The sequence below is a fragment of the Paenibacillus anseongensis genome (assembly GCF_009757995.1).
Lineage (GTDB): Bacteria > Bacillota > Bacilli > Paenibacillales > NBRC-103111 > Paenibacillus_E > Paenibacillus_E chondroitinus.
On record NZ_WSEM01000006.1, the window covers coordinates 13,885 to 38,410 of the forward strand.

Here is a 24,526-nt window from a genome sequence, read left to right on the forward strand (position 1 = left end):
ACGGTCAGAAGGGGTGACCTGTACATAGGATAGGGAGACTCGATTATTAGCTGTCATGGGGGGATGGCACGTATGGATATAGCCACCTTTCTTCATTCGCTTCATGAGGAAATCGGACTCACCAAGCAATCAGGGAAGAAGCATTTGATCCGTTTCTCATCAGCCAAGGACTACTACGCATGCAAATCCGAGCTGAAGCGAATGAGATCCCGCCTGGCCAACCTGTCCAAGGTTCGCACGATCGACATTATTCACGCCTTCTCCTGCACGCTCCGTCCCGACTCGAAACTCAAGCAGTTCACAGGCAATCCGGTCATCGAAGAGGATACCAAAGTTACCGTTCACCAATCGGTCGGAAGCAGAACCCTCATCAAACGTGCAACCACGCTATCTGGCTCCGGCTCCCACACCATCCCCTGGGGCGTTGATCAAATTGGCGCTCCTGAAGTTTGGAGCAAGTCGCTAGGCCAAAACATCCATGTAGGCGTCATCGACACAGGCATCGACTACAATCACCCAGACTTACGCAATTCAATCTCGCGGGGAATCAATTTATTAAATCGCAGCATGCTCCCCTATGATGATAATGGCCACGGCACGCACATTGCAGGCACTATTGCTGCGACTGGCCGCAATTCGGGAATCGTCGGTGTCGCACCCAGATCGATTATTCACCCTGTCAAGGCATTTGACCACAGTGGAAGCGCTTATGTCTCAGACATTATTGCCGGAATCGACTGGTGCGTAAACAATGATCTCGATATTATCAACATGAGCTTCGGCATGAAGTCATACAACCGTGCGCTGGAGCAGGCTGTTTTGAACGCGTATTACAGAGGAAAAGTCATTGTCGCTTCATCCGGTAATGACGGCAAACGGAAAACGATTGATTATCCTGCTCGCTTCTCCCAGGTCGTTTCCGTTGGAGCCACAACACGGCTAGGCCGAATAGCTCCCTTCAGCAATCGCGGCAAACAAATTGACATCTATGCACCAGGTGAACGAGTTTACTCGTCCTGGCTTCACGGCAAATACAATGAGCTTAGCGGCACATCCATGGCCACGGCTCACGTCAGCGGCGTTATCGCGCTGATGCTGGCCATCAAGCCCTTGTCGCCGCAGCAGATCAAAACCGCGCTGCGCCGGTGCGCGCTGGGCATTAACAAGCGCGAAAGCACACGCTGGCAGCCAGGGCACCTGAATGCCAGACGGGCTTTGCGGGCTGCGAGGCAGATCAGAGACTCGCAATGAAAAAGGAGTTAAGCGGCTCATGGCTGCTTAACTCCTTTTTTGGGTGGAGCGGTGAATTACATCCGCTCCGGTGCGGATACGCCGACTACGCGAAGCGTGTTGGCAAGGGTCGTGCGCAGTGCGCCAAGCAAGGCAAGGCGCGCTTGCGTCAAGGCCGCGTCATCCGTGATGACGTAGTGGCCTCTGTAATAGCTATGGAACTGGCTGGCCAGTTCGTAGACATAGCGGATCATCCGATGCGGCGCGTACTGTTCCGCCGCAATCGCGATCTCTTCCGGAAGCTCGCCGATCTTGCGCAGCAAGTCGAACTCCGCTTCCGAGGAAAGCTGGGCAAGGTCAACCTGCTCCAGCGGGAGCACCGCGATGCCTTGCTCCTCCGCCTGGCGGAAGATGGAGCAGATCCGTGCATGTGCGTACTGCACATAGTAAACCGGGTTCTCATTGGACTGAGAAACCGCCAAGTCCATGTCAAAGTCCAGATGCGAGTCCATGCTGCGCATCGCGAAGAAATAACGGATCGGGTCGACGCCGACCTCATCCATGAGATCCTCCATCGTAACCGCTTTGCCGGTACGTTTGGACATTTTGACCTTTTCCCCGTTTTGGAAAAGGCTCACCATTTGCGCGATCAACACGACGAGTCGATCCGCTTCGAAGCCCAGCGCCGTCATGGCCGCTTTCATCCGCGGGATGTAGCCGTGGTGGTCGGCGCCCCAAATGTTGATCAAGCGCTCAAAGCCGCGCCCGAACTTATTACGGTGGTAAGCGATGTCCGGCGTCAGGTACGTGAAGGAGCCGTCATTTTTGATCAAAACGCGGTTCTTGTCGTCACCCAGTGGTGTCGTGTTCAACCAAGTTGCGCCTTCTTCTTCATAGATATGTCCATTGTCGCGCAGTTCTTGTAGAACGGGTGGAATCAAGTTATCTTCATAAATCGACGTCTCGGAGAACCAGTTGTCGAAACGTACACCAAAGCGGCCTAAGTCGCGTTTGATTTTGTCGAGTTCTTTTTTCAAGCCATACGTACGGAAAAAAGCACGGCGCTCATCGTCCGGCAAGCTCAACAGGCGATCTCCCTCTTCTGCGGCAAGATCAGCCGCAAAGCCTTTGATATCTTCCCCGAAGTAGCCGTCTTCCGGCATTTCGGCATCTTGTCCAAGCGCTTGCAAATAGCGAGCTTCAATGGATTTGGCCAGATTCACGACTTGGTTCCCCGCATCGTTGATGTAGTACTCCCGAGATACGTCGTACCCTGCAAGGTCCAGCACGTTACACAGCACATCTCCCACAGCTGCGCCGCGGGCATGTCCGAGATGCAAGGAACCTGTCGGGTTGGCGCTGACAAACTCAACTTGCACTTTCAGCCCTTGACCCACGTTCCTTGCCCCGTAACGTTCACCCTGTGCGAGCACGTCCGCGATAACAGGATAAAGGTAAACCTTGTTCATTTTAAAATTAATAAAGCCCGGTCCGGCAATCTCTGCTTCCGCGATATTCGCTTTATCTTTCTGCAGGTTCGCAATGATCTGTTCGGCGATTTGTCTTGGATTCTGCTTGGCAATACGGGTCAATTGCATCGCAATGTTCGTTGCGAAATCCCCGTGTGTTTTTTCCTTCGGTACTTCCAGAATGATTTCCGGCAACTGCGCGGCATCCACAATGCCAGCAGCAGCAACTGCATCTGCTATCGCTTGCTTCACGATGACTTTGACTTCGTTTAATACGTCCATTCTTCTTACTCCTCCTGAATTAACAACTTAATCCTGTATGTCCCCGCATGCGTGCCGGATGCATATAAATCGTATTTCCATCGCGTGATTCCGATGCCCTGTTCCGCTTCGCTTGTCAGCTCGTGCGTCTCGATTTCGAGTTCCAGGCGACCTTGCGGCGTATGATAAAATCCGAGTCGTTTCTCGCCAGGCACAAACGTTTGCTCCGCTTGTACATCTCCTTGGCGGACGATGCGGATCTGATTCTCTTCCAGCTTAATAAGCGTCACTGTTCGTCCAAGTTCGCTGCGCTCTTCTTCATAGCGGATGTAGGTGTGATTGCCTTTGCGGTACAGGTCTCCCCGCGCCTTCTGCACAGTTGTCTCGCTCCCGCTCCGGCTCTCAATGCGAATGCGCACACGCGCTTTATCCGTCATGATTCGTCATTCTCCTATTCTGCAGGTCCTCTTTGCACCTTATGTCAAGATAAGGCAAGTTAGGTATTAGTTTATATGAAAGGTTCGACGAATTCAATGTATCACTGCGATCAGCGTTCAGGAATGATGTCGAAGACAGCTCTTTCTCATGCCAAAAAGCCCCAAATCTCACGAATACGTGAAATCTGAGGCTTTCCTTGGCGTGCTTTGTCGTTATTAAATGGCTGGAATTGGCATCCCAATGTTTGCCCACTGCTCTTTAGAAGGACCATAGGCTCCGATGACAGGCACGCCTGCTTGGCGCATCAAAATCGTGAGCTGTCCACGGTGATGGATTTCATGCTTAAGGAACGCGAACAGCGTTTCGCCGATTGTCCACTGCTGGCCGAACATGTTCACGACTTCCAGCATTTTTGCGTCTGTTAACTGTGTGCGGGCAGCTTCCAGGATCCCGGCTGTTGTTGAGCGGTAAGCATCCGCTACGGTTGCAGCCTCTGATGGCGGGCTGATGGCGGCAGAAGGCGCATCGAATTTGAGCCCGGCTACGAGCAGCATACCGCGGTCATTGTGCACCAAGTGCCACGCGATAAAACCTAGCGGTCTATAGCCTTCGGCTTGCGGCTGTTGTAGGGAGGCGTCTGTTAAAGCGTCGAGCAGTTGCTGTGTTGTGGCGGATTCGCGTTGGTATTCGTTAATAAAGCTATCTACGGTAGTGAACATAGGAATTACCTCCATGGTTGTGTGATTTCATACTTCATGTACTTAGTATAGTGGAGTGTGACTGACAACAGTATGGCAGTGTTGTGGAGGTCGGCGGAATTATTTTTGGTGGTACTTGGGAGTCCTCTGCGAGCACTACTTCTCGGCTAACGGACTGAGGGGACTCTATTCGCCGCTTTTGGGACAAGTTTAGCTTCTAACGGACTCACGTGCCTTTATTTGCCATGAAATGGCCCAAAACAGCGACAAAAGAGTTAAATAACGGCTCCTCAGTCCGATAGAACCTCAAATTCGCTGAATTTCGCAGAATAACGGCTTCTGAGTCCGTTACAGAACATTGGCTACTTGGGAGGGCTGGCGAATGAGTTGCTATTGGTGGGTTTCATGGTACTTTGACTAGCTGGCTTCTACTGGTGGGTTCCATGGTACTTAACTAGCTTGCACTTATTGGTGGATTTTTGTTACTTTGACCGCCAGTTTCCCCCTGCGAGCACTTTCTATTGGGGTTGGGGTTGTACTTGCACTTGCACTTGCATTTGCATTTGCATTTGCATTTGCATTTGCATTTGCATTTGCACTTGCACTTGCATTTGCACTTGCATTTGCACTCGCACCTGCACTCACAACCCCCACAAACAAAAAAGCCGCCTCCCTCTCACAAGGGATGACGGCTTGTTCGCTTATTTAATCAAATCTTCAACAAATTTAGGCAACACGAATGCTGCTTGGTGTAGGCGTGCTGTATAGTACTTCGTCGGGAATTCCGGAATGGAAGCTTCCTCGACTTGAAGAGGGTCATGCTTTTTGCTGCCCATTGTGAAGGTCCAGAGACCGCTTGGGTACGTTGGGATATTCGCGCTGTATACGCGTACGATCGGGAAGATTTCTTTGACGTCACGGTTAACGGTTTGGATCAGATCTGCTTTGAACCAAGGGTTGTCCGTTTGTGCAACGAAGATTCCGTCTTCTTTTAAAGCATCATAAATGCCTTGGTAGAAACCTTTGGTGAACAATTCAACCGCGGGGCCAACTGGCTCCGTGGAATCGACCATGATAACGTCGTATGTATTTTTGTGATCATGAATGTGCATGTAGCCATCGTTTACGATCACTTCAACGCGCGGGTTGTCCAATTCACCGGCAATGGTAGGCAGGTACTTTTTGGAGTACTCGATTACTTTACCGTCGATGTCGACCAGAACGGCTTTTTTCACTTTCGGGTGCTTCATGATCTCACGGATTACGCCGCCGTCGCCGCCGCCCACAACAAGAACTTGCTCAGGGTTCGGGTGAGTCACAAGTGCAGGGTGAGCAACCATTTCATGGTAAACGAACTCATCTCTTACCGTTGTCATGACCATGCCGTCCAGGGTAAGCATCGTTCCCCACTCTTCGGTTTCGATCATCGACAGATCTTGGAAATCCGTTTGCTCTCTTACGTAAGTCTCTTTTACTTTCGCTGTAATGCCGAAGCTATCTGTCTGTTTCTCTGTGTACCACAAATCCATGTTCATACCTTCTTTCGCTTCTATATTGGATGAATAATTACTGACATTGGTTATCTCTAACAGTGTTCCACCGGTCCAAAATGTCATGCAAAGTCGGCTAAAATTTCCCGTCCCTTCACACGCACAAATTGTATTATAGTTCATTACCCCCAAATTGCAATAATTTCCTAGGCCTTTTCCCGAATTCGCAAAAAATATTTACAATTTATTGAATACGGAAACCCATGCTTTTCCATACTGGTTAATACGTCCTTAGGGCGAAGCAAGAAAGGAGGTAGGAATCGATGTCCGAAAATGAAAACAATCGTCAGCCCTCTTCAGGCACTCCGCAAAAACAAAGGGAGCAAGAGGTGCCTGCGTCCATGCGATGGATGCGCCGTATTAAAAAAATGTTCTCCTTCTTCTTCACTACCTGTGTGTTCATGCTCATTGCTGCGGCCATCTTTTTCGTATATTTACGCTCGCAAACGCTGCCTGTCACGAAGATGCTGCAAACTTCCCAAATGTTTGATACACACGGCGAACTCATCGACACATTCTATTCCGGGCAAAATCGGCAGGTCGTTCCATTAAATGAAATCTCCCCATACCTTATCAAAGCTACACTTGCCGTGGAGGATCAACATTTCTATGATCATTTCGGTGTCGATGTGAAAGCTGTTGCCCGTGCAGCGATTGTCAATGTGAAAGCGATGGCGAAAGTGCAGGGCGCAGGTACCATCACGCAGCAACTGGCGCGAAATTTGTATTTGACGCATGACCGTACCTGGGCGCGTAAAATTAAAGAAACGATGTATGCCGTTCAATTGGAGATGCAGCTAAGCAAGGATGAAATTCTTGCGGATTATTTAAATCAAATTTACTACGGTCATTCGACCTATGGCATAGAAACAGCTTCAGAACTATTCTTCGGCAAACACGCCAGTGAATTGACGTTAGCCGAGAGCGCCTTGATTGCCGGTGTCCCGAAGGGGCCACGTTACTACTCCCCTTATTATGATATGAAAAATGCGCTGGACCGGCAAAAAATCGTGCTCCAAACGATGGTCCGCAGCGGATTCATCACGCAAGATGCCGCAGACGCTGCCGGCAAAGAGAAGCTGACCATCCAACCGCTGACGAAGAAAAAGCCGGCAGCCGCCCCCTATTTCAGAGATTATGTACGGACGCTGGCCACAGAAAAGCTCGGGATCCCTGAGGAGCAATTCGACGAAGGCGGCATTCGCATATACACGACGCTCGACAAGAAAGCGCAGGAAATTGCCGAAAATGTCGTCAACCAACAGTTAATCGGCAAAACAGAGCTGCAGGCAGCTCTCGTCGCCATTGATCCGCGAACCGGTGAGATTAAAGCGATGGTCGGCGGACGCGACTATTCAGAAAATCAATTCAATCGAGCTTTGTCGAATACAAGGCAGCCGGGGTCCTCTTTTAAACCAATTGTGTATATGGTAGCTCTGCAAAATGGGTATACCCCCGTCACACAGGTGAAAAGTGAACCGACGGTGTTCACGTATGACGAAGGGCGGCAACGTTATACGCCGAGAAACTTCAACGATCAATATGTAAACGCGAATATCGATATGCGGCAGGCGATCTCCAAATCCGATAACATCTATGCGGTTCATACGATTCTGGACGTTGGCCCTGCGAAGGTAATTGATCTGGCCCACAAGCTGGGCATTGACTCACCGATGAAGCCTCTGCCTTCACTGGCGCTCGGTTCCTTCCCTGTTAGCCCACTAGAAATGGCGTCCGCTTTCGGAACAATTGCGAATCAGGGTCTGCATAAGGAAGCGACAGCGATTGTGCGGATTGAGGATGCGAATGGTCAAATTTTATATCAAGCAGCCCCGAAAGAGGAGCAGGTAATTGACCCTGCGGTTGCTTATGTGATGACGAGTCTCATGGAGAGTGTGTTCGAGGAAGGCGGTACGGGTAACCGTGTTGCCAGTACCATCAAACGACCGATTGCCGGTAAAACCGGAACGACCGATACGGATGCTTGGCTGGTCGGCTTCACACCGGAGCTCGCTACTGCGGTATGGGTCGGCTATGATAAGGACCGGGACATCTCTACCGTCGAGTCTCATCTGGCATCGCCGATTTTTGCAGAATTCACGGAGCAAACGCTGGAGGCCATTCCCCCCAAGCTTTTCCAAATTCCAGAAGGCGTAGCCAATGTCTATATTGATCCTGTGAGCGGAAAGCTGTCCAACGAGGATTGCCCGAACGCTCATCTTGAGGCTTTTCTCGCCGGCACGGAGCCAACGACTTACTGTACGGGCAAACCCGCCAAACCCGCTTCGGGCGATGATAAAAAGGACGCGCCAAAAGGCCAAAACGGCTCTTGGTGGAACGACCTCAAACGCTGGTGGAACGACTGATTTCCAGCCTCCACGCGGCTTTCCGAGAACACAAAAAGGCAGAACTAAGCGCGTCTTAGTCTGCCTTTTTGCTGTCCTAGTATATGAGGTAACATACACTAGGGTCTAGTATACTCGGTTCACATGAACGTAACAATGGATGACACATAATGTTCATAACTTCCAATTATGGCTTGGTACAATTACGAAAGGGCATCTTTCAGCACTTGATCCGAGCGGTTCCACCATTCTTCGTTATGGCTGATCAGCTGTTTTTTCAAGGCTGCACGCTCGCTGTCGGACAAGCCATCCAGGATGAATTTACGCTTCATGGCTCCATCCATCTTGTTTACATGATCGGCCAGAATCTTCCATCCTCGGCGCGCCTCCGTATCAATCAGCATCTCGCAAGCAGACATGCCGGCATAATACGCTCCCTCTTCGGTGCGGTCGACGGCAACCCATACGATCCACGCCTTGCGTCCGTTCGGCACATCCTCTTTGTTCGTCGAAAATTTAATGCCTTTCTCGATTTTACTCTTGGCATGCAGTGTGCCCTCATCGAGATAGGCTTCATCTCCATCGATAATTACTCCTGATACATTGCTAAGATCGATTGCTCCAGCGCCGAATCCTTTGTGATTGACTTTGGAGCTTACTATATTTAAGGCCAGCTTCTTTTTATCCGCTTCCATCGTTGCACCTTCCACTCATCGTAATGTTAAAATGATACCTTTGCTTTTATTGTAGCTAAAGTAATCCATGAGAACAAGAGCAGAGAACCGGGGCTTGGCCAGCGCCTATTTCAGCCGTGTTAACAAATCTTTTCCACTCACAGAAATATTCCCTAGGTTGTCTACATATACATGCTGTAGATGCTTGTTAGGCGGGGTGAATCTATTGAGTGTTTTATTCAAAAACCGAAAGCTACAATGGTTCGTTGTCATGCTCCTTGCAGCAGGCACTGTCTTGCTGTCTGAAACTTTGCTCCCATCTGCAAGTAAACTGACGGTGCCCGTCGTCTCTAAGGAGGAACCGTCAGCTCCGGCGCCGGACATGCAGCCTGCTGATCGCGGCAAATCTTCGGACAAACAAACGCAGGAACCGCTGAGCTACCGCATTGCGGAGTATCACATGAATGTTGCCTATACGCCGGAAACAAGGCAGCTCAAAGGGCAGCAAGCGTTATCGTGGGAAAATCCGGGAACGGTTCCTGTGCAAGAGATTTATCTGCATTTATATCCGAATGCATTCGCATCTAAGAAAACCACGTTTATGCGGGAGTCCGGCGGCAAGCTAAGGCAGGATGAAGCTACGGCGGATAGTACCGGTTGGATGGACTTGCTTTCCGTAAAAACGGAAGATGGCGAGGACCTTACGCCACGCATGTCGTTTGTACAACCTGATGACGGCAATAAAGACGACCACACGCTGATCAAAATACCGCTGTCAAAGCCGGTGGGAGCCGGCGAACGAGTCACACTCAAGACGGAATTTCTCGTCAAGCTGCCCCAGGCCTTCGCCAGAATGGGCTATGTGGACGACTTCGTGATGGCTGGGCAATGGTTCCCTAAGGTCGCCGCTTATGAACGGGCGGGCACAAGGGGACGTACCGAGCCAGGTTGGAATCTCCACCAATACCATGGGAATTCGGAGTTTTATGCGGATTTCGGCTTGTATGACGTGAAAATTCAAGTGCCGGCGAATTACACGGTTGCCGCGACAGGGTTCCCTGTGAAACCGGCGGTGACGGAGAACGGGACGAAAACGTACCAATTTTATGCCGATGATGTGCATGATTTCGCATGGTCAGCTTCGCCTCACTTCGTGTATGTGGAAGAACCCTTCTCTACGCCGCAAATACCAGGTGTGAAGATCAAGCTCTATCTGGATCCCAATCATCAGGATTTGAAAGACCGTTATATGTACGCTGCCAAAAAAGCGCTATCCCGCTATAGCCAGTGGTACGGATCGTATCCTTACTCGACTTTGTCTATCGTTGTACCTCCTCCCGGAGGCAGCGGCGCAGGCGGAATGGAGTATCCTACGCTCATCACCGCTTGGGGCGCGGACGACAAGACGCCGGATCAGGAATTGGAACGCGTTGTTGTGCACGAGATCGGACACCAATATTTCTATGGCCTCGTGGCGAGCAATGAGTTTGAAGAGGCTTGGCTGGATGAGGGCTTTACCTCCTACGCCGAGGATAAAGTGATGGAGGCCGACTTCGGAGCGACCCCTAATTTGCCGGTCGAGTCCAGCTACATTACTTCTCCGAACGCCCTGCGACAAAACGCATGGGCCTATACCGGACATGATCAATACGCAGAAAATGTGTATACCAGAGGCAAGCTCGTGCTGAAAGCAATCGAGAAACAGGTCGGCACCAAAAACATGGATCGTATCATGCGGACTTATTTTCAAAAATGGCAATTCAAACATCCCTCCACCAAGGACTTTCAAAATGTGGTCGAGGATATAACCAAAACGAAGTGGGACGACTTCTTCAATGAATATGTCTACGGCTCAATGATGGTTGACTATTCGGTTGAAAGCATTCATGTGAAAGCCACTGGCAGCAAAGGAACCGGCCCTTACGAGAGCACGATCCTCATCTCCAAGCGCGGCGGCAATTCACCTGAAGTGCCGATTCAGTTCCATTTCGCCGACGGTACGATGCTCGACAAAACATGGGACGGCAAAGAGAGCAGCATTGAGTACAAATTAACCCACACGACGCCTATAGACTGGGTTCGTATCGATCCGAACTACTCGCTCATTCTGGAGAACAAACACATTAATAACTTTATGCAAGCAGAAGTGGACACCAAGTGGAAACTCCGCCTGAATCTCGGCATTATTCAATTCCTGCAAGCTATTTTCGGGTGGGTGGCCTGGTAGGCGCCCACTCTACAAGGCAAGTTTGCCTTCAGAAAACAACGCTTAGGAGGGACACCGGTGACAACCTATCTCAAATCCGGCTTCAGGGCGGCGCTACGGCAACCCTTCGCTACGATTGTCTTGTTCATCTACCAAATGTGCTGGGGGATGCTTCTATATAAGCTTGTACAAGGGGTGTTAGTGCCCCTCATGCACCGGTTTCCCGGCGGCGACCAGCCGAAGCAAGCACTCCAGCTTTTTCTGGCCGAAAGTCAGTTTCAGTTATTCAAAACGGATCTTAGCCATTCTTACTTGTGGTGGCTGGCCGGCCTGCTCCTGGCGCGCATGTTCCTTACCCCGATGCTGAACGGCGGTGTCTATTATTCGCTCACCCATTCCGATCAAAATGCCGGCTATCGCTTCGTTCGAGGCATCAAGGAGCTCACGCTCCCCTTCTTCGCCGTGTATTTGATTCGAATCGCTTTGTCTCTGCTGCCGCTCATCTGGGTGCTGCCCAAAGCGCAGAAGGTGTTCGCTCACAGCACATCTTATGAACAAGCTTCCCTCGATTTACTGCCTTGGCTGCTTGGAATGCTGGTGTACGGCTTTCTGCTGCATCTGCTCTTCATGTATGTGCAGTTCGCCATCGCGGCACGTCTCGGTATAGTCTCCACGGTTCTAACGTTCATGCGGTACTCTTTTCCGATTATTGGCCTCTCTCTGATACTTTTGCTGAGCTCGGGACTTTTGGCAGGGATCACGGTAACAACGACCTATATCTGGGCAGGTCTGGTAGCGCTAATCATTTATCAACTTTTCCCGCTCTTCCATATTTTCATGCAAATGTGGTCCATTACGTCGCAATTCCAGCTTCTTTCCGCCAAATTAAGCCGTTAAAAAGCAATAAATAAAACCATAAATGGTTTAGATTTGTTCAATCCCCTTGCAAAAGGGGATTTTTTTGTCTGTAAAGCGAACCTTTACACATTTTTTCAGACCCAATTGCACGAAAAAGGAGGAATTTCGATGTTTATGACGAATTTAAGAGACTAGCATTAAAAAACCAAATATTTCATGCCGAATTCCTCATTTCTTGGGGAAACGGGGGAACCATACCGGGTGAATTGATCTTGCAAGACAGGGATCATAGGGAACCTTCAACCGAACCCTCCAGCTAACCTCGTAGGCACCGGAAGGAGACAAGCAGTTGAAAAAGGTTGTTGCTCTTCTTTTTAGTCTTGTTTTGTTTTTGAGTGTAGCTTTAGGGAGTGTGTCTGCGTCAGAATCCACATTGGACTCAACGGTTGACGAATTGATGGGAGTACCGTACCGCGATGCGGGAACGACAACAAGAGGCTTTGATTGCTCTGGTTTCACCGCGTACGTATTCAACAAATTCGGCATTGACCTTCCTCATAGTTCAGCAGCTCAAAATAAAGAGGGCTACTGGATCGACAAAAGTGATCTTCGCAAAGGTGATCTTGTGTTCTTCGACACAGGGGGCAAAGGCATTTCTCACGTTGGTATCTACTTGGGTAACGGTGAATTTATTCATTCCGCATCCAATGAAGGTATCGTGAAAAACAAGCTAAGCGAATCTTATTATGCGAAAAGATACGTATCCGCTAGACGTGTTCTGTGGGATGATATCTACAATCAACTAACTGCTGAATCCAAGTAATTTTCTTGTTTCATCATGAATAAAGCCCAGACAAGCGTTAGCTCGAATGAGCCGCTTCTCAGGGCTTTTATTCATTTCTTGTGGCTATTTTGTAACTTGACATAGCGTGTAAGCCGTCCTATAATTACGGCATCATGTTTCTAGGGTTCCGTGGTGCTGCAGCGCCAGTCTGGTCCGAGAGAAAACACACAGCGAATACGCTGTGATCACGGAGGGGAAAAAGCCCGGGAGTCTTATCGCAACAGCGATACTGCTTCCAGGCTTTTTCTTTTTGCCGCGGTCAGATAGGCATCTTCGCATATTCTTTCTTAAGGAGTGATTCACAGATGGCATGGCTTTACTTGGTCATTGCAGGTGTTTTTGAAGTAGTTTGGGCAATCTCACTAAAGTTCTCCAACGGTTTTACACGGCTGGTTCCGTCCAGCATCACCATTGTCGGTATGATCATCAGTTTTTATTTTCTGGCGGTAGCTACAAAAACTCTTCCCATCGGCACAGCTTACGCGGCTTGGACGGGAATTGGCGCTGTAGGCGCAATTATCATCGGCACCCTATTTCTGAACGAGCCCGTTAGTTTACTGCGTATCCTATTCATGATCCTCATTCTGGTCGGTGTTCTCGGCCTTAAATTCACATCCGGACATTAAGCCAAGCGCTTCCTTCTTTACTATGGTCGATGATTCCTAAGCCACGATGTAGCTAACATACCAGAAGGAGCTGCCGACAAATATTCGCAGGTGCTCCGACAGCGGCTTAAAGATTTCATTCAACTCTTCGTACGAATAGTAGTTTTTAATAATTTCATGCTTGGAGCCATCGGCCAGCTCCCTTCTTTTGTACGTATCTTCGCTATGTTCACTCGTAATCAGCTCGCCGCCTCTTCCCGGGACATACACATTATCCGCAATGAACACGCGGGCTCCCCGACCAAGCCGCTCGTGAAATCCTTGCAGGAACGAATCCAGTCGATTTTTCGGGATATGCGAAAACCAGAAGTTGGCGAGTCCATAGTCAAAATCCCCTTGTACTTCCGAAAGCCGGTAAGCGTCCCCTTCGACGAAAGAGGTATTATGCAGCGGCCAAGATTTAGCTGCAGCAATTTGCAGCACCTCCGGTCGAACGTCCACCCCAACGATGTGTTTGGCTGTCTCCGCCATGAACTGCGTCCAATATCCCGTACCGCAAGCCACCTCCAGGACACGGCTCCCAGCGACCTGCTTCTTCACGATATCCGCCAGCATCGCAAGCTCTTGCTGATAGTCCGCATCTTCGCGGGCATAAATCCGTTCATATTCAGCTGCTCGCGCGCCGTAGTAATCCTGCATGCCTTCTTTCTCTTCATTTAAAAGCCGCTGCCTATCCTTCACCTCGTGAACGATCCGCTGTTTAGCTGCCAATAAGTCGGCGAAAATAGCTCCGCCGTGCGAAGCATAATTCGCGAGAAGACCATGCGTCGCCATCACAATAAGCTGTGTCATCGACAAGCCAGTTTCCTCAGCCATGCGCTCCAGATCGGTCTTCACCTTTTCAGGCAAGTAGACGGAAAGTCTTTTGGTCTTATCATTTTTATCGTCCATGGGGAGATTCCTCCTTTGCATTTTTATTATTTTAACATATATTATGTGTCATTAAAACACATTAATTGTACTTTTCATACTATAAAGGGAATTTAGGCTGCATGAAAAAGGCAACACTAGCCACACACCCTCGCAAATCCCTCTAGTAAACATAGAATACAAAGCAAGTATATTCATATGTTGATAGGAGATGGAGAAATGATTCCCAAACAACGAATGGCTGGAAAACCGAGCAAAATTATTCGGCTCCCCAAGAGCGCAGGCCTGCCAAGAAGCAAAGCCATGCTGCTGTACCGCACACAGCTTAGAAAGTATCATAAACCCGGTTCGGGTCGCTTTCTAAGCCAACGCACGGTTTCGATCGGCACCGACAACTCGTGGTTTAATGCGCAAATCATTCCTCGCGACCCTGCGTGGGTGCCTGTTACTAATGCCAACTACGTTTGGTATTCCGGCAACTTGAACAGTGAGAATGCGATCATTTCGACACGTTTCACGCTTTCTGAACGTAGAGCCATTCTCGGCGCTTCTCTCTTCCTATCTGTCGACAATTATGCCGTTGTCATCATCAACGGCGTGCCGCTCCTCTTTGACGGACCGCAGAATACGCCTTCCTTCTACAATCCGGGGCGCACTTTCGACATTCGCCGATTTGTAAGGCGCGGACGCAATGATGTCGTCATCATCGCCTTTAACCTTGGCGGGCAGCGCACCGCGGAAAACCCTGCCGGCGTTGCCGCCAGGCTCGATTTTCGACTCAGCAACTTGCAGTAAAAGATCATCTGCATACAAGGACAACCGACTTCGTCGTCCTGCTAGGACGAGCGCGTTTGTCAAGGTAGATGCGAAGCTAAAGTATAAAACTTATACTTTCTTATCTACTGAAAAGGCCGGGCCTCCATCCTTAGATGGAACCCGACCTTTTTTTTACATGAACTGTCGTTCGTTCCCGTAACGGCGCTTCAATTGACTCAAGAAGAACTGGAGCGAGAGGAATAACAAGGCAAAGCTGGTTCCTACGCTCAAAATAATCCAAGGATGCAGCCTAATATATCTGGAGCCGTACGCGATAAGGGACAACCATTCGCCCGATGTCGTAATGGTAATGGAGTAGCCGGCGTCGCTGTCGCCAATTGTTTCCGTACCGCCAAGTACGATATTAAAGACGGCCAATTGCCCCAGCAGGAAGAGCACTTGCATGAATTCGCTAAGGAACATGAACGTCATTTCATTCCTCATACAGGGGATTAAATGCCGGACCGTGCGATGAAAAACAGAGCCTCCCATTAAACGCGAAGCTTCAATAAATAATTTATCATTAAAATAACGCGTCCGTTCAGCGATCTGATGCGCTAGGGGAAATACGCCGATGAATGTGACGAGAATGACAAAGGTGGCGGAGAAAAGCATCTTGTAGTGCGCGTCCGCTTTCGCCCACTGATCGAGCCTCAGCCCGAAATACATCCCGGCTAATGGCGGGAATAAAAATACAAACGCAGGCACGGAAGCCACTACCCACTGCATGGCTTTTAGAACACCCCACCCTCGGCCGGTGGTCCCGCTCCACAATCCCCAAGGCAGCGCGATAACAAAACGAAGCAGCGTTAGAACTAAAGTCGTCCCCAGCGTATACTTCAAACCGTTAAGCAGCAGGCTCAACATGTCAAAGCCCCGGTGATCCGTCCCCAACAAGAACGTGCTGTTCGGTGAAAACGGCGGAATGTTGTAGCGTGTTTTCCCATCTTGTTGATACTGAATCATGTTGATTTTGTCCTCCGGCGCGATGCCGTGCGGCTTCAACCATGTACCAAATATCGCAACAAGAAGAATAAGCACAATAAGAGCAATAGAGAGATAGAATGCGATAGATGAACGTTTGATCATTGTGAGGCGACCTCCCCTGTGCGAACGACAAACTTTTTACGCAGCAAGGCATACAGCACGTGAAAAGCCATCGCGAGCAGCACGAGCATCATGCAAATGACGGACATCGATGTGACGCTTTGCATGGCAGGCGAGGTAATGAAGCCGCCCAGGCCGAAAATGCCGCAGATCGCCTCCGCAACCGCCATACTCGCCAGTGCTAGCGTCGTCGCCTTCGGCAGAATCGAGAGCAAGTCGAGCATGACGTTGCGCAATACATGAGAGATCAGCACCTCACCGCGGGTCAATCCTTTGGCTTGTGCGGTAACGACATAATCCTGACCCAGCTCCCTCGCAATCGCGACCCGCATTGTACCGTAAATCGTAACCGATGGGATTAGCGCGATGGTGAGAAATGGGATGAGGAACGGCGTTTTATCACCAACTTGCACGATCAGCAGCACATAATGGCCTAGAAACTTCGTCGCATAGATTGCGCCTAATTGAATAAGAACAATTAAGAAGAAATCGGGTAAGCCCACAAGCAGAGCCTGCGCGCCATCTAGTACAAGACCTAAGCGGCGCCACAATGACGCCGACATCGCCATGAGCATGCTAAGCACAATTGCCAGCAGCAAGCCTGGGATGAAATATGTACAAGTGCGAAGCAGCATATGGGGAAGCTCTCCGATGACAGAGAGTTCATTGCGGTTGTACGGGCTGCGGAATTTACCGAAATCGCCATGGAAAAATCCTTGAATTTGGTCTTTCACAGAATAGCCGTAATACCGCCATGAGATAATGGGACGCTCCAATGGAACCGCTGACGCGCGGTAAATGCCCTTGACCGTCAACGCCTTGCTGACGTATTCCCATGACTCGCCATAGGGAACGGACAACAAGCCCGTTTTGTCATTGAGGACGCGGCTTCCCGGCAGTTGATCGCTAATTTTCTGAATGCTTGTATCCGGTCCGAGCGTGACCCGAATTTGATCTGGCTGGGTAGATAAGAAGGCATTTCGGATGTTGCTCAGAAAGAAGATGCATACCAGTGTAAACACCCCGAGCAGCAGCCACCGAATCGTTGACTTCAAAACTGGTCACCTCATTCTATTATTCACCGTTGGTAGATAACTATTTCATAGTTTACCATGATTCATTTGGGAGTACTATCCATTTATATGGCATTCTTCCTTAGGCGAAGGGAACTACAGGGCCCTATTCTTGCTAAATCAGCTCAATTCAGCTGCTGGAGGGAACTACGGGATTCTATTTCCTCGAGAAAGCCGGAATTTAGGCAGATATCTGTAAAATAGAGGACGGTAGTTCCCCTCCAGTTACGTACATATCGATTCCTGGCAAAATAAAGGACCGGTGTTCCCTTACGCTTGGTGCATGTACCAGTGTTGTATCGGTGTTGTATCGGTGTTGTATCGGTGCTGCAATCGGTGCTGTACCGCTCCGGTCCTTCCCTGCTGCACTAGGTGGCGCCAAAACAAAAAACCTGGCACGCGATCACAAAGATCGCTGCCAGGTTTTTTTCACGAGCTAAACTGCGCTTGATGCAGACGGCTGTAAACGCCGCCCACTGCGATAAGCTCCTCGTGACCGCCTTGCTCCGTGATGCCTTGCTCCGTCACAACGACGATACGGTCGGCATTCTTGATCGTCGCCAGACGGTGGGCGATCACAAGCGTGGTCCGGCCCTGCGACAGCTCAGCGAGCGACTGCTGAATCGCCGCCTCGGTCTCGGTGTCGAGCGCTGACGTCGCCTCATCGAGGATGAGAATCGGCGGATTCTTCAAGAACATCCGCGCGATCGCGAGGCGCTGCTTCTGTCCGCCCGAGAGCTTGACGCCGCGCTCGCCAACGACCGTGTCCAGTCCCTTCGGCTGGGACTGGATGTATCCTTCCAGCTGCGCACGCCGTGCAGCTTCCCAGATCTCGGCATCCGTCGCGCCCAGCTTGCCGTAAGCAATGTTCTCCCGCAGCGTGCCGGAGAACAAGAACACATCCTGCTGCACGATGCCAATTTGCCGGCGCAGCGATTCCAGCTGGATACTTCGTATATCCATGCCGTCTATGGAAATGCTGCCTTCGTTTACATCGTAGAATCTCGGCAGCAAGCTGCAGATCGTTGTTTTGCCTGCACCGGAAGGGCCTACGAACGCAACGGTTTCTCCTGCCCGAATGGTTAAGGAGATATCATTCAAAACCCGGTCTTCCTGCCCGTATCCGAAGGAGACTGAATCAAATGATATTTGGCCGACCAGATGGTCGACTTTCACGGCGTCAGGACGATCCGACACTTCGGCCTCGGTATCCATCACTTCGCAATACCGCTTAAACCCGGCAATACCTTTGGGATAACTCTCAATGACGTTATTAATTTTCTGAATCGGACCCAGAAACACATTGGTCAAAAGAACGAAGGCAATAAATTCCCCATAAGAAATTTGCTTATCAATCACGAACCAAGTTCCGCAAATCAACACGAACACCGTCACCAAACGCATGAGAATATAGCTTAAGGAGACATTCCATGCCATGATTTTATATGAAAGCAGCTTTGTGATCCGAAACCGCCCATTGTTATCCTCAAACAGTTTTTTCTCGTGCGACTCATTCGCAAAAGCCTGAACTACACGAATACCGCCAATGTTATCTTCGACTCTGGCATTAATGTCGGCGAGATCGCCCATCATCCGGCGGAACGTTTTGGTCATTTTTTGATTAAAATACACGGCGATCCAGAGCAGCACAGGCACAATCACAAAAGTTAGCAGTGCCAACTTCACATTAATGCTCAACATCAGTAACAGCGCGCCGATTAGCGTCATTACCGCAATAAACAGATCCTCAGGACCATGATGCGCTACTTCGCCAATCTCCAGCAAATCATTCGCCATACGCGACATTAATTGGCCTGTTTTGTTATTGTCATAGAACCGGAAGGAAAGCTTCTGCAGATGGTCAAACATTTTTTTCCGCATATCCGTCTCAATATTAATCCCCAGCTTATGCCCCCAGTACGTAACGACAAAATTCAACACGGTATTCAGCCCGTAGACGGCAAGCAGCCCTGCACAAGCCCAAAGAATCCAAGCCCAATTCCCGGCAGGCAGCAATTTATCGACCACTTGATTAACGGCTAGCGGAAAACCAAGCTCCAGAAGCCCAGCTACAACCGCGCAGGTAAAATCCAAAATAAATAAGTGCTTATACGGCCTATAGTACGAAAAGAAACGTTTCAACACGTTAGTTCACACCTCCATCGATTATTATACATCAAAGAAAATGAATGAGGAAAAAAATAGGCGGTTACCGGACGACAGCTGTCCACAATTCTCATATATATAGTTGAACAGCATTCTGTGTGTGGAGGAACGGACAATGCTTATCAACACTTTGGACACACGAACCGCGATCTTCCTTGCCGCTATGTGCAGTCAGAGCTACGGGCTGTTTGCGAATGGTCCGGAAAGCGTCATTTTACCACGCAATTATCGGATGGTTGCTTCCTTTACGGCCACCTCGGTTTTTAGCAATAAAGAATTATTCGGTTTTATTGCAGAGTCTGATACGCAAATTGTGATTGTTTTTAGAGGCACGAGCTCGACATCAGACTGGATTTCCGATGCGATAGCCAGACAGACGGCATACCCCTACGCCAAAGACGGAGGCCTTATCCACAAAGGCTTTCTCGACATCTACAATAGCGCACGCAAGCAGATTATAGCCGTCATGTCCAAACTCTCCCCGCGCAAAACCCTTTACCTCACTGGACACAGTCTTGGAGGATGTCTCGCCAATTTGTGCGCCCTCGATCTTACGGCTAACACGAGATTTAAGGAGCCCTCTGTCTATACCTATGGTTCACCGCGCGTTGGAAATCCGGCATTTTCCAGCCTTTTCAACCGCAGAACCGGGCCTCGTTATCGCATATATAATACCAATGACGTCGTCCCGGAGCTTCCGCCTTTCATCTATCGATCTCCCCGAACCGACCAAGTCTACCACTATCTGCATGTCAAAAAAGGCGTCGAGCTCACCTACCAAGCCGGCTCCGTATCCGCGAACCACGCAATTAGCGGCTACTTTGCCGAATTGGCAAAGCTGGATCCCCGCTATGCGGAACAATTGCAAAATCGAACTCCGGGATTTTGTCCGTGATCCTTGATCCATAATTCGAGACCCGTGAACCCGTGACGTACCCGCAAGGTTTAAACAGCACAATAACGGCAAGGATAGAGGTTGATGCTTATTTTCATACAAAAGGGGTGCTCAGCCTTGGTCCTGGTTTATTTCCTTGTTTTAACTTGGTACTGCCTGCATGTGTTAGTTACACTGCCCAAAAAACTGCCGCTCATTACGAATGTGCTGCTCTATATGCTTTTGTCCATCATTGACATTAATCGCATGACATTATTCAGTGTAAGTCTAAACTTGTACCACTTTAGCAAACAAATTCCTGAATTCCTTTCGGTTGTCCTATATCGAGATTTTATCTATTGTTTTACGCTGCTTACTTTTGCCAATGTGTATCTCACAACTTCTAGATTTCTTACAAAAGTGCTTATTTCTCTCTATGCCTTCCTCTTCCTCCTTATGTGCTGCTTCATCCTCAAGTGGACAGGTGCCATAATCCCTCTGACATGGAACGCCTATTATGACAGTATAACGCTGCTGATCATGTTGGTTGTGACGTATGGTCTAGGTCGATGGCTGCTGCACTTCACGCGGAAGGAGCGAAAAGCATGAATGATGAAGTTTATTACGACAACCACTTTAATGCGAATGAGTGGTTTGTTATCGCTATGATCGTTCTCGGGCTGCTAACCGTTGTGATATTGCCAAAAAAATTCACCCCTGTACAAACCCTGTTCACTTTACTGATTGGGATTGTATTTGGTCTTATTTTTGATCATACAATTGGACTGCCTCCCTTTGATCTCTACGATGTCGGAGATGATTCCAATTACCACTGGTTCGATATCTTTTCCTATGCCATGTACGCTCCGTTCGGCTACCTCTTCATTTATCTATACAAATGGCTGGGTCTAAAAGGTTTTTACATTATTCCTTACATAGTAATCTGGTCACTCCTGAGTGTAGGCATCGAATGGCTGAGCTTGTTGGTTGGCGTCTTTCATTACAAAAATGGATACCGGCTCATGTTCTCCTTCCCTATTTACTTGTTTCTGCAGTCGATTCATTACCTGCTGTTTCAGACACTGCTCGTGAATAAAAGCAGCGTAAACGAAAATAAAAATGCGTAAAAAACAAAAGGTCCCCTTCCACTCAACATCGAGCTGGATGGGGATCTTTCTTCATTTTTATACGTTTTCCTTCACAGCAAAATGTTTCTGAATCAATGAAATCTGACCGGCATGGATACCTGTGTGATACATCAAGCGCCCCACCGCTTCCAAAGGCGTCGATGTCCCAATGGCCGTCTCAACGGGGATATGCCATTTTTCCTCCGGTAATTCACGCATAGCTTCAATTAAGTAAGCGTTGGACGCGGCCAGGAGGTCGATCAGTTCCTCCTTGTTCGTAAAGACGGCTTTGCTGGCGGAAGGGCCTCCGCTCGTTTGCAGCTTAAGCCCCTCTGGAAAGCTTCGACCAAAAAACCAGTTGGCGAACATATATTCCACTTCCGCATTATGTCGAAGCATATAGCCAATCGAAGCAGAACCCAATTCAAGGGTCAGGTCGGCCTCCGGCAACTTTCTCATTGAGGCGTGGAAACGGTCTTGAATCGCATTCCAAATCGGTAATACGGTTGCAAAACTCATAGTGATTACACTCCCTTTTTCGAATAAATTATGAGGACTTTGGTTGCTGATGGCCATCTCTTGCTACATGATCAAATTGCTCCGCCGTTAAGTCGATATCATAGGCTTGACCAAAACCTGCCACATACCGGCCCTGCAGAGTTGTCAGTTCAAACAGTGAGAAGTCCAGCGTCTTCAGCATATTGATCGTCGGCTTGCCGAATGCTTCACCGAAGAGTTCAAAAATGTCTTCATGCCCCTCATTGCCGATGTTTGTGGCTTGGCATACAAAGCGCGCCCGTTGTCTGGCGAACAAATTCTCAGTGGAAGTTTCATCTTCAATCAGCATGACATCCACGGAGGGATTGGACTCCATATAGCGGTAATGGTTGGCAATCCGGCTGAGATAGATGTACAACTTGCCCTCTTTTTTAACAAAAGGGGCATACGAAATAAAAGGCTTGCCCTGCTCATCGACTGTGCTCAACATCAGGGATTTCAGGCTGTCGGTAAATTTTAAATACTGAAGTTTCATACTTTCTTTGTCCAATTGTTTCATAAGGAGTTCCTCCGCATTTCTTTAAGTTATGTACGATAAAGCTTACTTTCATTGAGGCAGTTTCACTTCATGTTCCCCACTTAATAGATGATAATGGTTTTCATTATCATTATATTGATAATGAAAACCATTATCAATAGCGAAATGAACTTTTGGTCAATTTATTATTTATCGACGTAATTCGCCCAGATTTCTGGCAAAGGTTTACAAATATCTTGTTTTAATTTACAATTTTCAACAGGAAGATTACTTATTCGACATAAACCTACAGAAGACAAATTTTGATAGGGGCCTTTATACAAATGGAACTTTTAATAAGCGAGAATCGCTGTCAAAGAAATACGATAGCCTTGCGATTATTGCTGCTAAATTTCACGATTATCATCCTTGTCATCACTTTTGCTTACATAAGGCTTGGGTTAACTGCTCCCCATTATTTGTGCATGGCTGCCGCCAATGTCTTGACCCTTTCAACCTATGTCATCTTCTATTCCTATCGCAAGGATTCCGGTTGGATTGGTTATATCCCTATTGGGGGACAGTTTCTCAACACAATGCTACTCATGATGTTTGTGCCTGCCGTAACGAATACTTTTAGCAGTATTTACATCGTTGTTATAGCCGCTGTTTTTATGCGCAGAAAAGTGATGTTTGTCGCCATTTCACTTGTGTTGGCAGCGGACGCCTACTTCTTCTTTTTTGTAGAAGCCAAGAACTTCGTGCTGTCGTCTCAAATCCTTGCAGGCATTCTTACGTGGTCACTGCTCATTATCATCAGCTTGCTCCTGGTTTCCAGCAATAACAGAAAGCTTATGGAACGCTTTTTCACGCTTCAGAAAGATACGCTGGATAAAGCCGAGCAGATCAAGCATATGGCTTCCACGGATCGATTAACGCTACTTCCAAACCGGTTCTCCGCTTATGAATTTTTGGAACAGGCGATCCAGCAAGCAAGTGCTGTTAATGGCCGAGTTTGTGTGATTTGGGTGAATATCGATAACTTCCAAATGATTAATGATTCTGTGGGGTATGCCACAGGCGATCAATACTTGCGTTTTTTTGCCCGTAAAATGGTACATATGTTCACTCCCGGCATGCATGTTTCGAGATCAGGGGGAGATGAGTTTAACCTCATTATGGATGTAGGCGACAAAGATACGGATTTCATAAATACAGTTCATGCCATCTGGAAAGCCTGCCAATCCCCTTTTCAAGTTGCCGGCGTTTCCTTCCCGCTCAAAGTAAGTATGGGGGTCGCCCTGTATCCGGATCATGGGCAAACGGCCGAGCAGCTGCTCAAGTCTGCCGATGTCGCTATGCGTAAGGCCAAAGCCGGCGGGAAGCACCAGTTCCGTATTTTTGATGAAACGATGCGATTAGATCAGCTTTATAAGCGGAAGCTGGAAGATGCGCTGCAGGGCGCATTGGCACAGAATCAGTTTACGCTGCATTTTCAGAAGCAAATTCATGTGCCCAGTGGAGAGGTCAAAGGATATGAGGCTTTACTGCGTTGGCAACAGCCCGATGGGGTGTACATTCCCCCTAGTGAATGGATTCAGCTGGCCGAAGAGACCGGGCTCATTGTGCCGATCGGTTATTGGGTGCTGCAAACAGCTTGCCATACAGCTAGGAAGTGGCAGATTGCCTCGCAGATGTCTTTTACCATATCCGTCAATATCTCTGCGCTTCAATTGATGCAGTATGACTTTGCGGATCAGGTTCTGGCCATATTGGAGGAGACTGGACTGGACCCCCGCCACCTTGTGCTTGAACTTACAGAGACTTTGCTTATTCAATCGCTCGAAACATCGACCAACCACCTCAACCTCCTGAGGGATAAAGGGGTGCGCATTGCGCTCGACGACTTCGGCAAGGGTTTCTCTTCCCTTAGTTATATTAAGCAATTGCCTGCTGATATTATCAAAATTGATAAATCCTTCATTGATCATATTGACGATTCAACCGTAGATCGGGTGATTATGGAGTCGATTATCTCCCTCGTTCAGCGAATTGATAAAGAGGTCGTTGCCGAGGGTGTAGAGAAGCAGGAGCAGCTGCTCATTCTGCAAGCGGTCGGCTGTGATTTTGTACAGGGGTACTATTTCAGCAAACCGCTGCCTGAGCATCAAGCTTTTCATGCACTCGTTCAAGTTTAACGACAGAAAACCGCTCCCAAGTCGGGGGCGGTATTTTTTTAT

24 protein-coding genes and 2 riboswitches are annotated in these 24,526 nt (G+C 48.8%); of the genes, 11 read left to right on the top strand and 13 right to left on the bottom strand.

From position 1 onward, the window contains the following. Nucleotides 1–72 precede the first annotated feature (72 nt). Complete coding sequence (locus tag GON05_RS05780) at nucleotides 73–1,251, top strand: S8 family peptidase (protein WP_157318260.1); 1,179 nt, start codon at nucleotides 73–75, stop codon at nucleotides 1,249–1,251. Between the two features lie 56 nt (nucleotides 1,252–1,307). On the opposite strand, the gene argS is transcribed toward GON05_RS05780, so the two are convergent. From argS to speE, 5 genes are all read right to left on the bottom strand, one after another. After that, a complete protein-coding gene (gene argS, locus GON05_RS05785) occupies nucleotides 1,308–2,981 on the bottom strand; it encodes an arginine--tRNA ligase (RefSeq protein ID WP_157318261.1) in 1,674 nt (557 codons plus the stop codon). A gap of 5 nt (nucleotides 2,982–2,986) precedes the next feature. Next, nucleotides 2,987–3,397, bottom strand: coding sequence for a YwiB family protein (locus tag GON05_RS05790; RefSeq protein ID WP_127457631.1), 411 nt, complete (start codon nucleotides 3,395–3,397; stop codon nucleotides 2,987–2,989). A gap of 216 nt (nucleotides 3,398–3,613) precedes the next feature. Continuing rightward, a complete protein-coding gene (locus GON05_RS05795; protein WP_127457632.1) occupies nucleotides 3,614–4,117 on the bottom strand; it encodes a DinB family protein in 504 nt (167 codons plus the stop codon). A 444-nt stretch (nucleotides 4,118–4,561) separates the two neighbouring features. Next, on the bottom strand, nucleotides 4,562–4,741 hold the full coding sequence (locus GON05_RS05800; RefSeq protein ID WP_185157191.1) for a hypothetical protein: 180 nt from the start codon (nucleotides 4,739–4,741) through the stop codon (nucleotides 4,562–4,564). Nucleotides 4,742–4,797: 56 nt separating this feature from the next. After that, nucleotides 4,798–5,625 carry a polyamine aminopropyltransferase gene (gene speE, locus GON05_RS05805; protein ID WP_157318461.1) on the bottom strand — a complete coding sequence of 276 codons (828 nt, stop codon included), beginning with the start codon at nucleotides 5,623–5,625 and terminating at the stop codon, nucleotides 4,798–4,800. 284 nt (nucleotides 5,626–5,909) lie between these two features. Here speE and GON05_RS05810 point away from each other — a divergent pair, with 284 nt between their 5' ends. Then, the gene (locus GON05_RS05810; protein WP_157318263.1) at nucleotides 5,910–8,012 is read left to right on the top strand and encodes a transglycosylase domain-containing protein; all 2,103 of its coding nucleotides are present in this window, start codon (nucleotides 5,910–5,912) and stop codon (nucleotides 8,010–8,012) included. Nucleotides 8,013–8,194: 182 nt separating this feature from the next. Here the strand turns inward: GON05_RS05810 and GON05_RS05815 are convergent, their stop codons facing one another. Next, a complete protein-coding gene (locus GON05_RS05815; RefSeq protein ID WP_127457635.1) occupies nucleotides 8,195–8,686 on the bottom strand; it encodes a YwhD family protein in 492 nt (163 codons plus the stop codon). A gap of 250 nt (nucleotides 8,687–8,936) precedes the next feature. Between GON05_RS05815 and GON05_RS05820 the strand changes: the two genes are divergently transcribed. The 4 genes from GON05_RS05820 (at nucleotide 8,937) to sugE (ending at nucleotide 13,199) form a co-directional block, all read left to right on the top strand. Beyond that, on the top strand, nucleotides 8,937–10,892 hold the full coding sequence (locus GON05_RS05820; protein WP_157318462.1) for a M1 family metallopeptidase: 1,956 nt from the start codon (nucleotides 8,937–8,939) through the stop codon (nucleotides 10,890–10,892). Between the two features lie 57 nt (nucleotides 10,893–10,949). Further along, nucleotides 10,950–11,768 (top strand): hypothetical protein, encoded by an 819-nt coding sequence (locus GON05_RS05825; RefSeq protein ID WP_181646501.1) that lies wholly within the window; start codon nucleotides 10,950–10,952, stop codon nucleotides 11,766–11,768. A 168-nt stretch (nucleotides 11,769–11,936) separates the two neighbouring features. Beyond that, a riboswitch (cyclic di-AMP (ydaO/yuaA leader) is annotated at nucleotides 11,937–12,075 on the top strand. Between the two features lie 3 nt (nucleotides 12,076–12,078). Further along, the gene (locus GON05_RS05830; protein WP_127457637.1) at nucleotides 12,079–12,552 is read left to right on the top strand and encodes a C40 family peptidase; all 474 of its coding nucleotides are present in this window, start codon (nucleotides 12,079–12,081) and stop codon (nucleotides 12,550–12,552) included. A 130-nt stretch (nucleotides 12,553–12,682) separates the two neighbouring features. Continuing rightward, nucleotides 12,683–12,785: riboswitch (guanidine-I (ykkC/yxkD leader) on the top strand. Nucleotides 12,786–12,878: 93 nt separating this feature from the next. Then, on the top strand, nucleotides 12,879–13,199 hold the full coding sequence (gene sugE / locus GON05_RS05835) for a quaternary ammonium compound efflux SMR transporter SugE (protein WP_127457638.1): 321 nt from the start codon (nucleotides 12,879–12,881) through the stop codon (nucleotides 13,197–13,199). A gap of 36 nt (nucleotides 13,200–13,235) precedes the next feature. Here sugE and GON05_RS05840 read toward each other — a convergent pair whose 3' ends face one another. Further along, nucleotides 13,236–14,129 (bottom strand): class I SAM-dependent methyltransferase, encoded by an 894-nt coding sequence (locus GON05_RS05840; protein ID WP_220138871.1) that lies wholly within the window; start codon nucleotides 14,127–14,129, stop codon nucleotides 13,236–13,238. Nucleotides 14,130–14,327: 198 nt separating this feature from the next. Here GON05_RS05840 and GON05_RS05845 point away from each other — a divergent pair, with 198 nt between their 5' ends. Next, nucleotides 14,328–14,903 (top strand): hypothetical protein, encoded by a 576-nt coding sequence (locus GON05_RS05845; protein ID WP_157318264.1) that lies wholly within the window; start codon nucleotides 14,328–14,330, stop codon nucleotides 14,901–14,903. A 153-nt stretch (nucleotides 14,904–15,056) separates the two neighbouring features. Here GON05_RS05845 and GON05_RS05850 read toward each other — a convergent pair whose 3' ends face one another. The 4 genes from GON05_RS05850 to GON05_RS05865 all read right to left on the bottom strand — a co-directional run bounded on the left by GON05_RS05850 (nucleotide 15,057) and on the right by GON05_RS05865 (nucleotide 19,249). Next, nucleotides 15,057–16,013 carry a hypothetical protein gene (locus GON05_RS05850; RefSeq protein ID WP_157318265.1) on the bottom strand — a complete coding sequence of 319 codons (957 nt, stop codon included), beginning with the start codon at nucleotides 16,011–16,013 and terminating at the stop codon, nucleotides 15,057–15,059. Beyond that, entirely contained in the window at nucleotides 16,010–17,086 is a 1,077-nt protein-coding gene (locus GON05_RS05855; protein WP_157318266.1) for an ABC transporter permease subunit, read from the bottom strand. Before GON05_RS05855 ends, GON05_RS05850 begins: the two co-directional genes overlap by 4 nt. Before the next feature lie 199 nt (nucleotides 17,087–17,285). Continuing rightward, entirely contained in the window at nucleotides 17,286–17,486 is a 201-nt protein-coding gene (locus GON05_RS05860; protein WP_157318267.1) for a hypothetical protein, read from the bottom strand. A gap of 47 nt (nucleotides 17,487–17,533) precedes the next feature. Then, nucleotides 17,534–19,249 (bottom strand): ABC transporter ATP-binding protein, encoded by a 1,716-nt coding sequence (locus GON05_RS05865; RefSeq protein ID WP_181646502.1) that lies wholly within the window; start codon nucleotides 19,247–19,249, stop codon nucleotides 17,534–17,536. A 136-nt stretch (nucleotides 19,250–19,385) separates the two neighbouring features. Between GON05_RS05865 and GON05_RS05870 the strand changes: the two genes are divergently transcribed. From GON05_RS05870 to GON05_RS05880, 3 genes are all read left to right on the top strand, one after another. Beyond that, nucleotides 19,386–20,165, top strand: coding sequence for a lipase family protein (locus GON05_RS05870; protein WP_157318268.1), 780 nt, complete (start codon nucleotides 19,386–19,388; stop codon nucleotides 20,163–20,165). A 117-nt stretch (nucleotides 20,166–20,282) separates the two neighbouring features. Continuing rightward, nucleotides 20,283–20,753, top strand: a complete 471-nt coding sequence (locus GON05_RS05875) for a hypothetical protein (RefSeq protein ID WP_157318269.1) — start codon at nucleotides 20,283–20,285, stop codon at nucleotides 20,751–20,753. Continuing rightward, nucleotides 20,750–21,271: a hypothetical protein gene (locus GON05_RS05880; RefSeq protein WP_157318270.1), complete on the top strand. Its 522-nt coding sequence runs from the start codon at nucleotides 20,750–20,752 to the stop codon at nucleotides 21,269–21,271. Before GON05_RS05875 ends, GON05_RS05880 begins: the two co-directional genes overlap by 4 nt. A gap of 57 nt (nucleotides 21,272–21,328) precedes the next feature. On the opposite strand, the gene GON05_RS05885 is transcribed toward GON05_RS05880, so the two are convergent. Beyond that, a complete protein-coding gene (locus GON05_RS05885; RefSeq protein WP_157318271.1) occupies nucleotides 21,329–21,790 on the bottom strand; it encodes a DinB family protein in 462 nt (153 codons plus the stop codon). A gap of 28 nt (nucleotides 21,791–21,818) precedes the next feature. Next, complete coding sequence (locus GON05_RS05890; protein ID WP_157318272.1) at nucleotides 21,819–22,328, bottom strand: HugZ family pyridoxamine 5'-phosphate oxidase; 510 nt, start codon at nucleotides 22,326–22,328, stop codon at nucleotides 21,819–21,821. A 302-nt stretch (nucleotides 22,329–22,630) separates the two neighbouring features. Between GON05_RS05890 and GON05_RS05895 the strand changes: the two genes are divergently transcribed. Further along, on the top strand, nucleotides 22,631–24,484 hold the full coding sequence (locus GON05_RS05895) for a putative bifunctional diguanylate cyclase/phosphodiesterase (RefSeq protein ID WP_157318273.1): 1,854 nt from the start codon (nucleotides 22,631–22,633) through the stop codon (nucleotides 24,482–24,484). The last annotated feature ends 42 nt before the right edge of the window (nucleotides 24,485–24,526 follow it).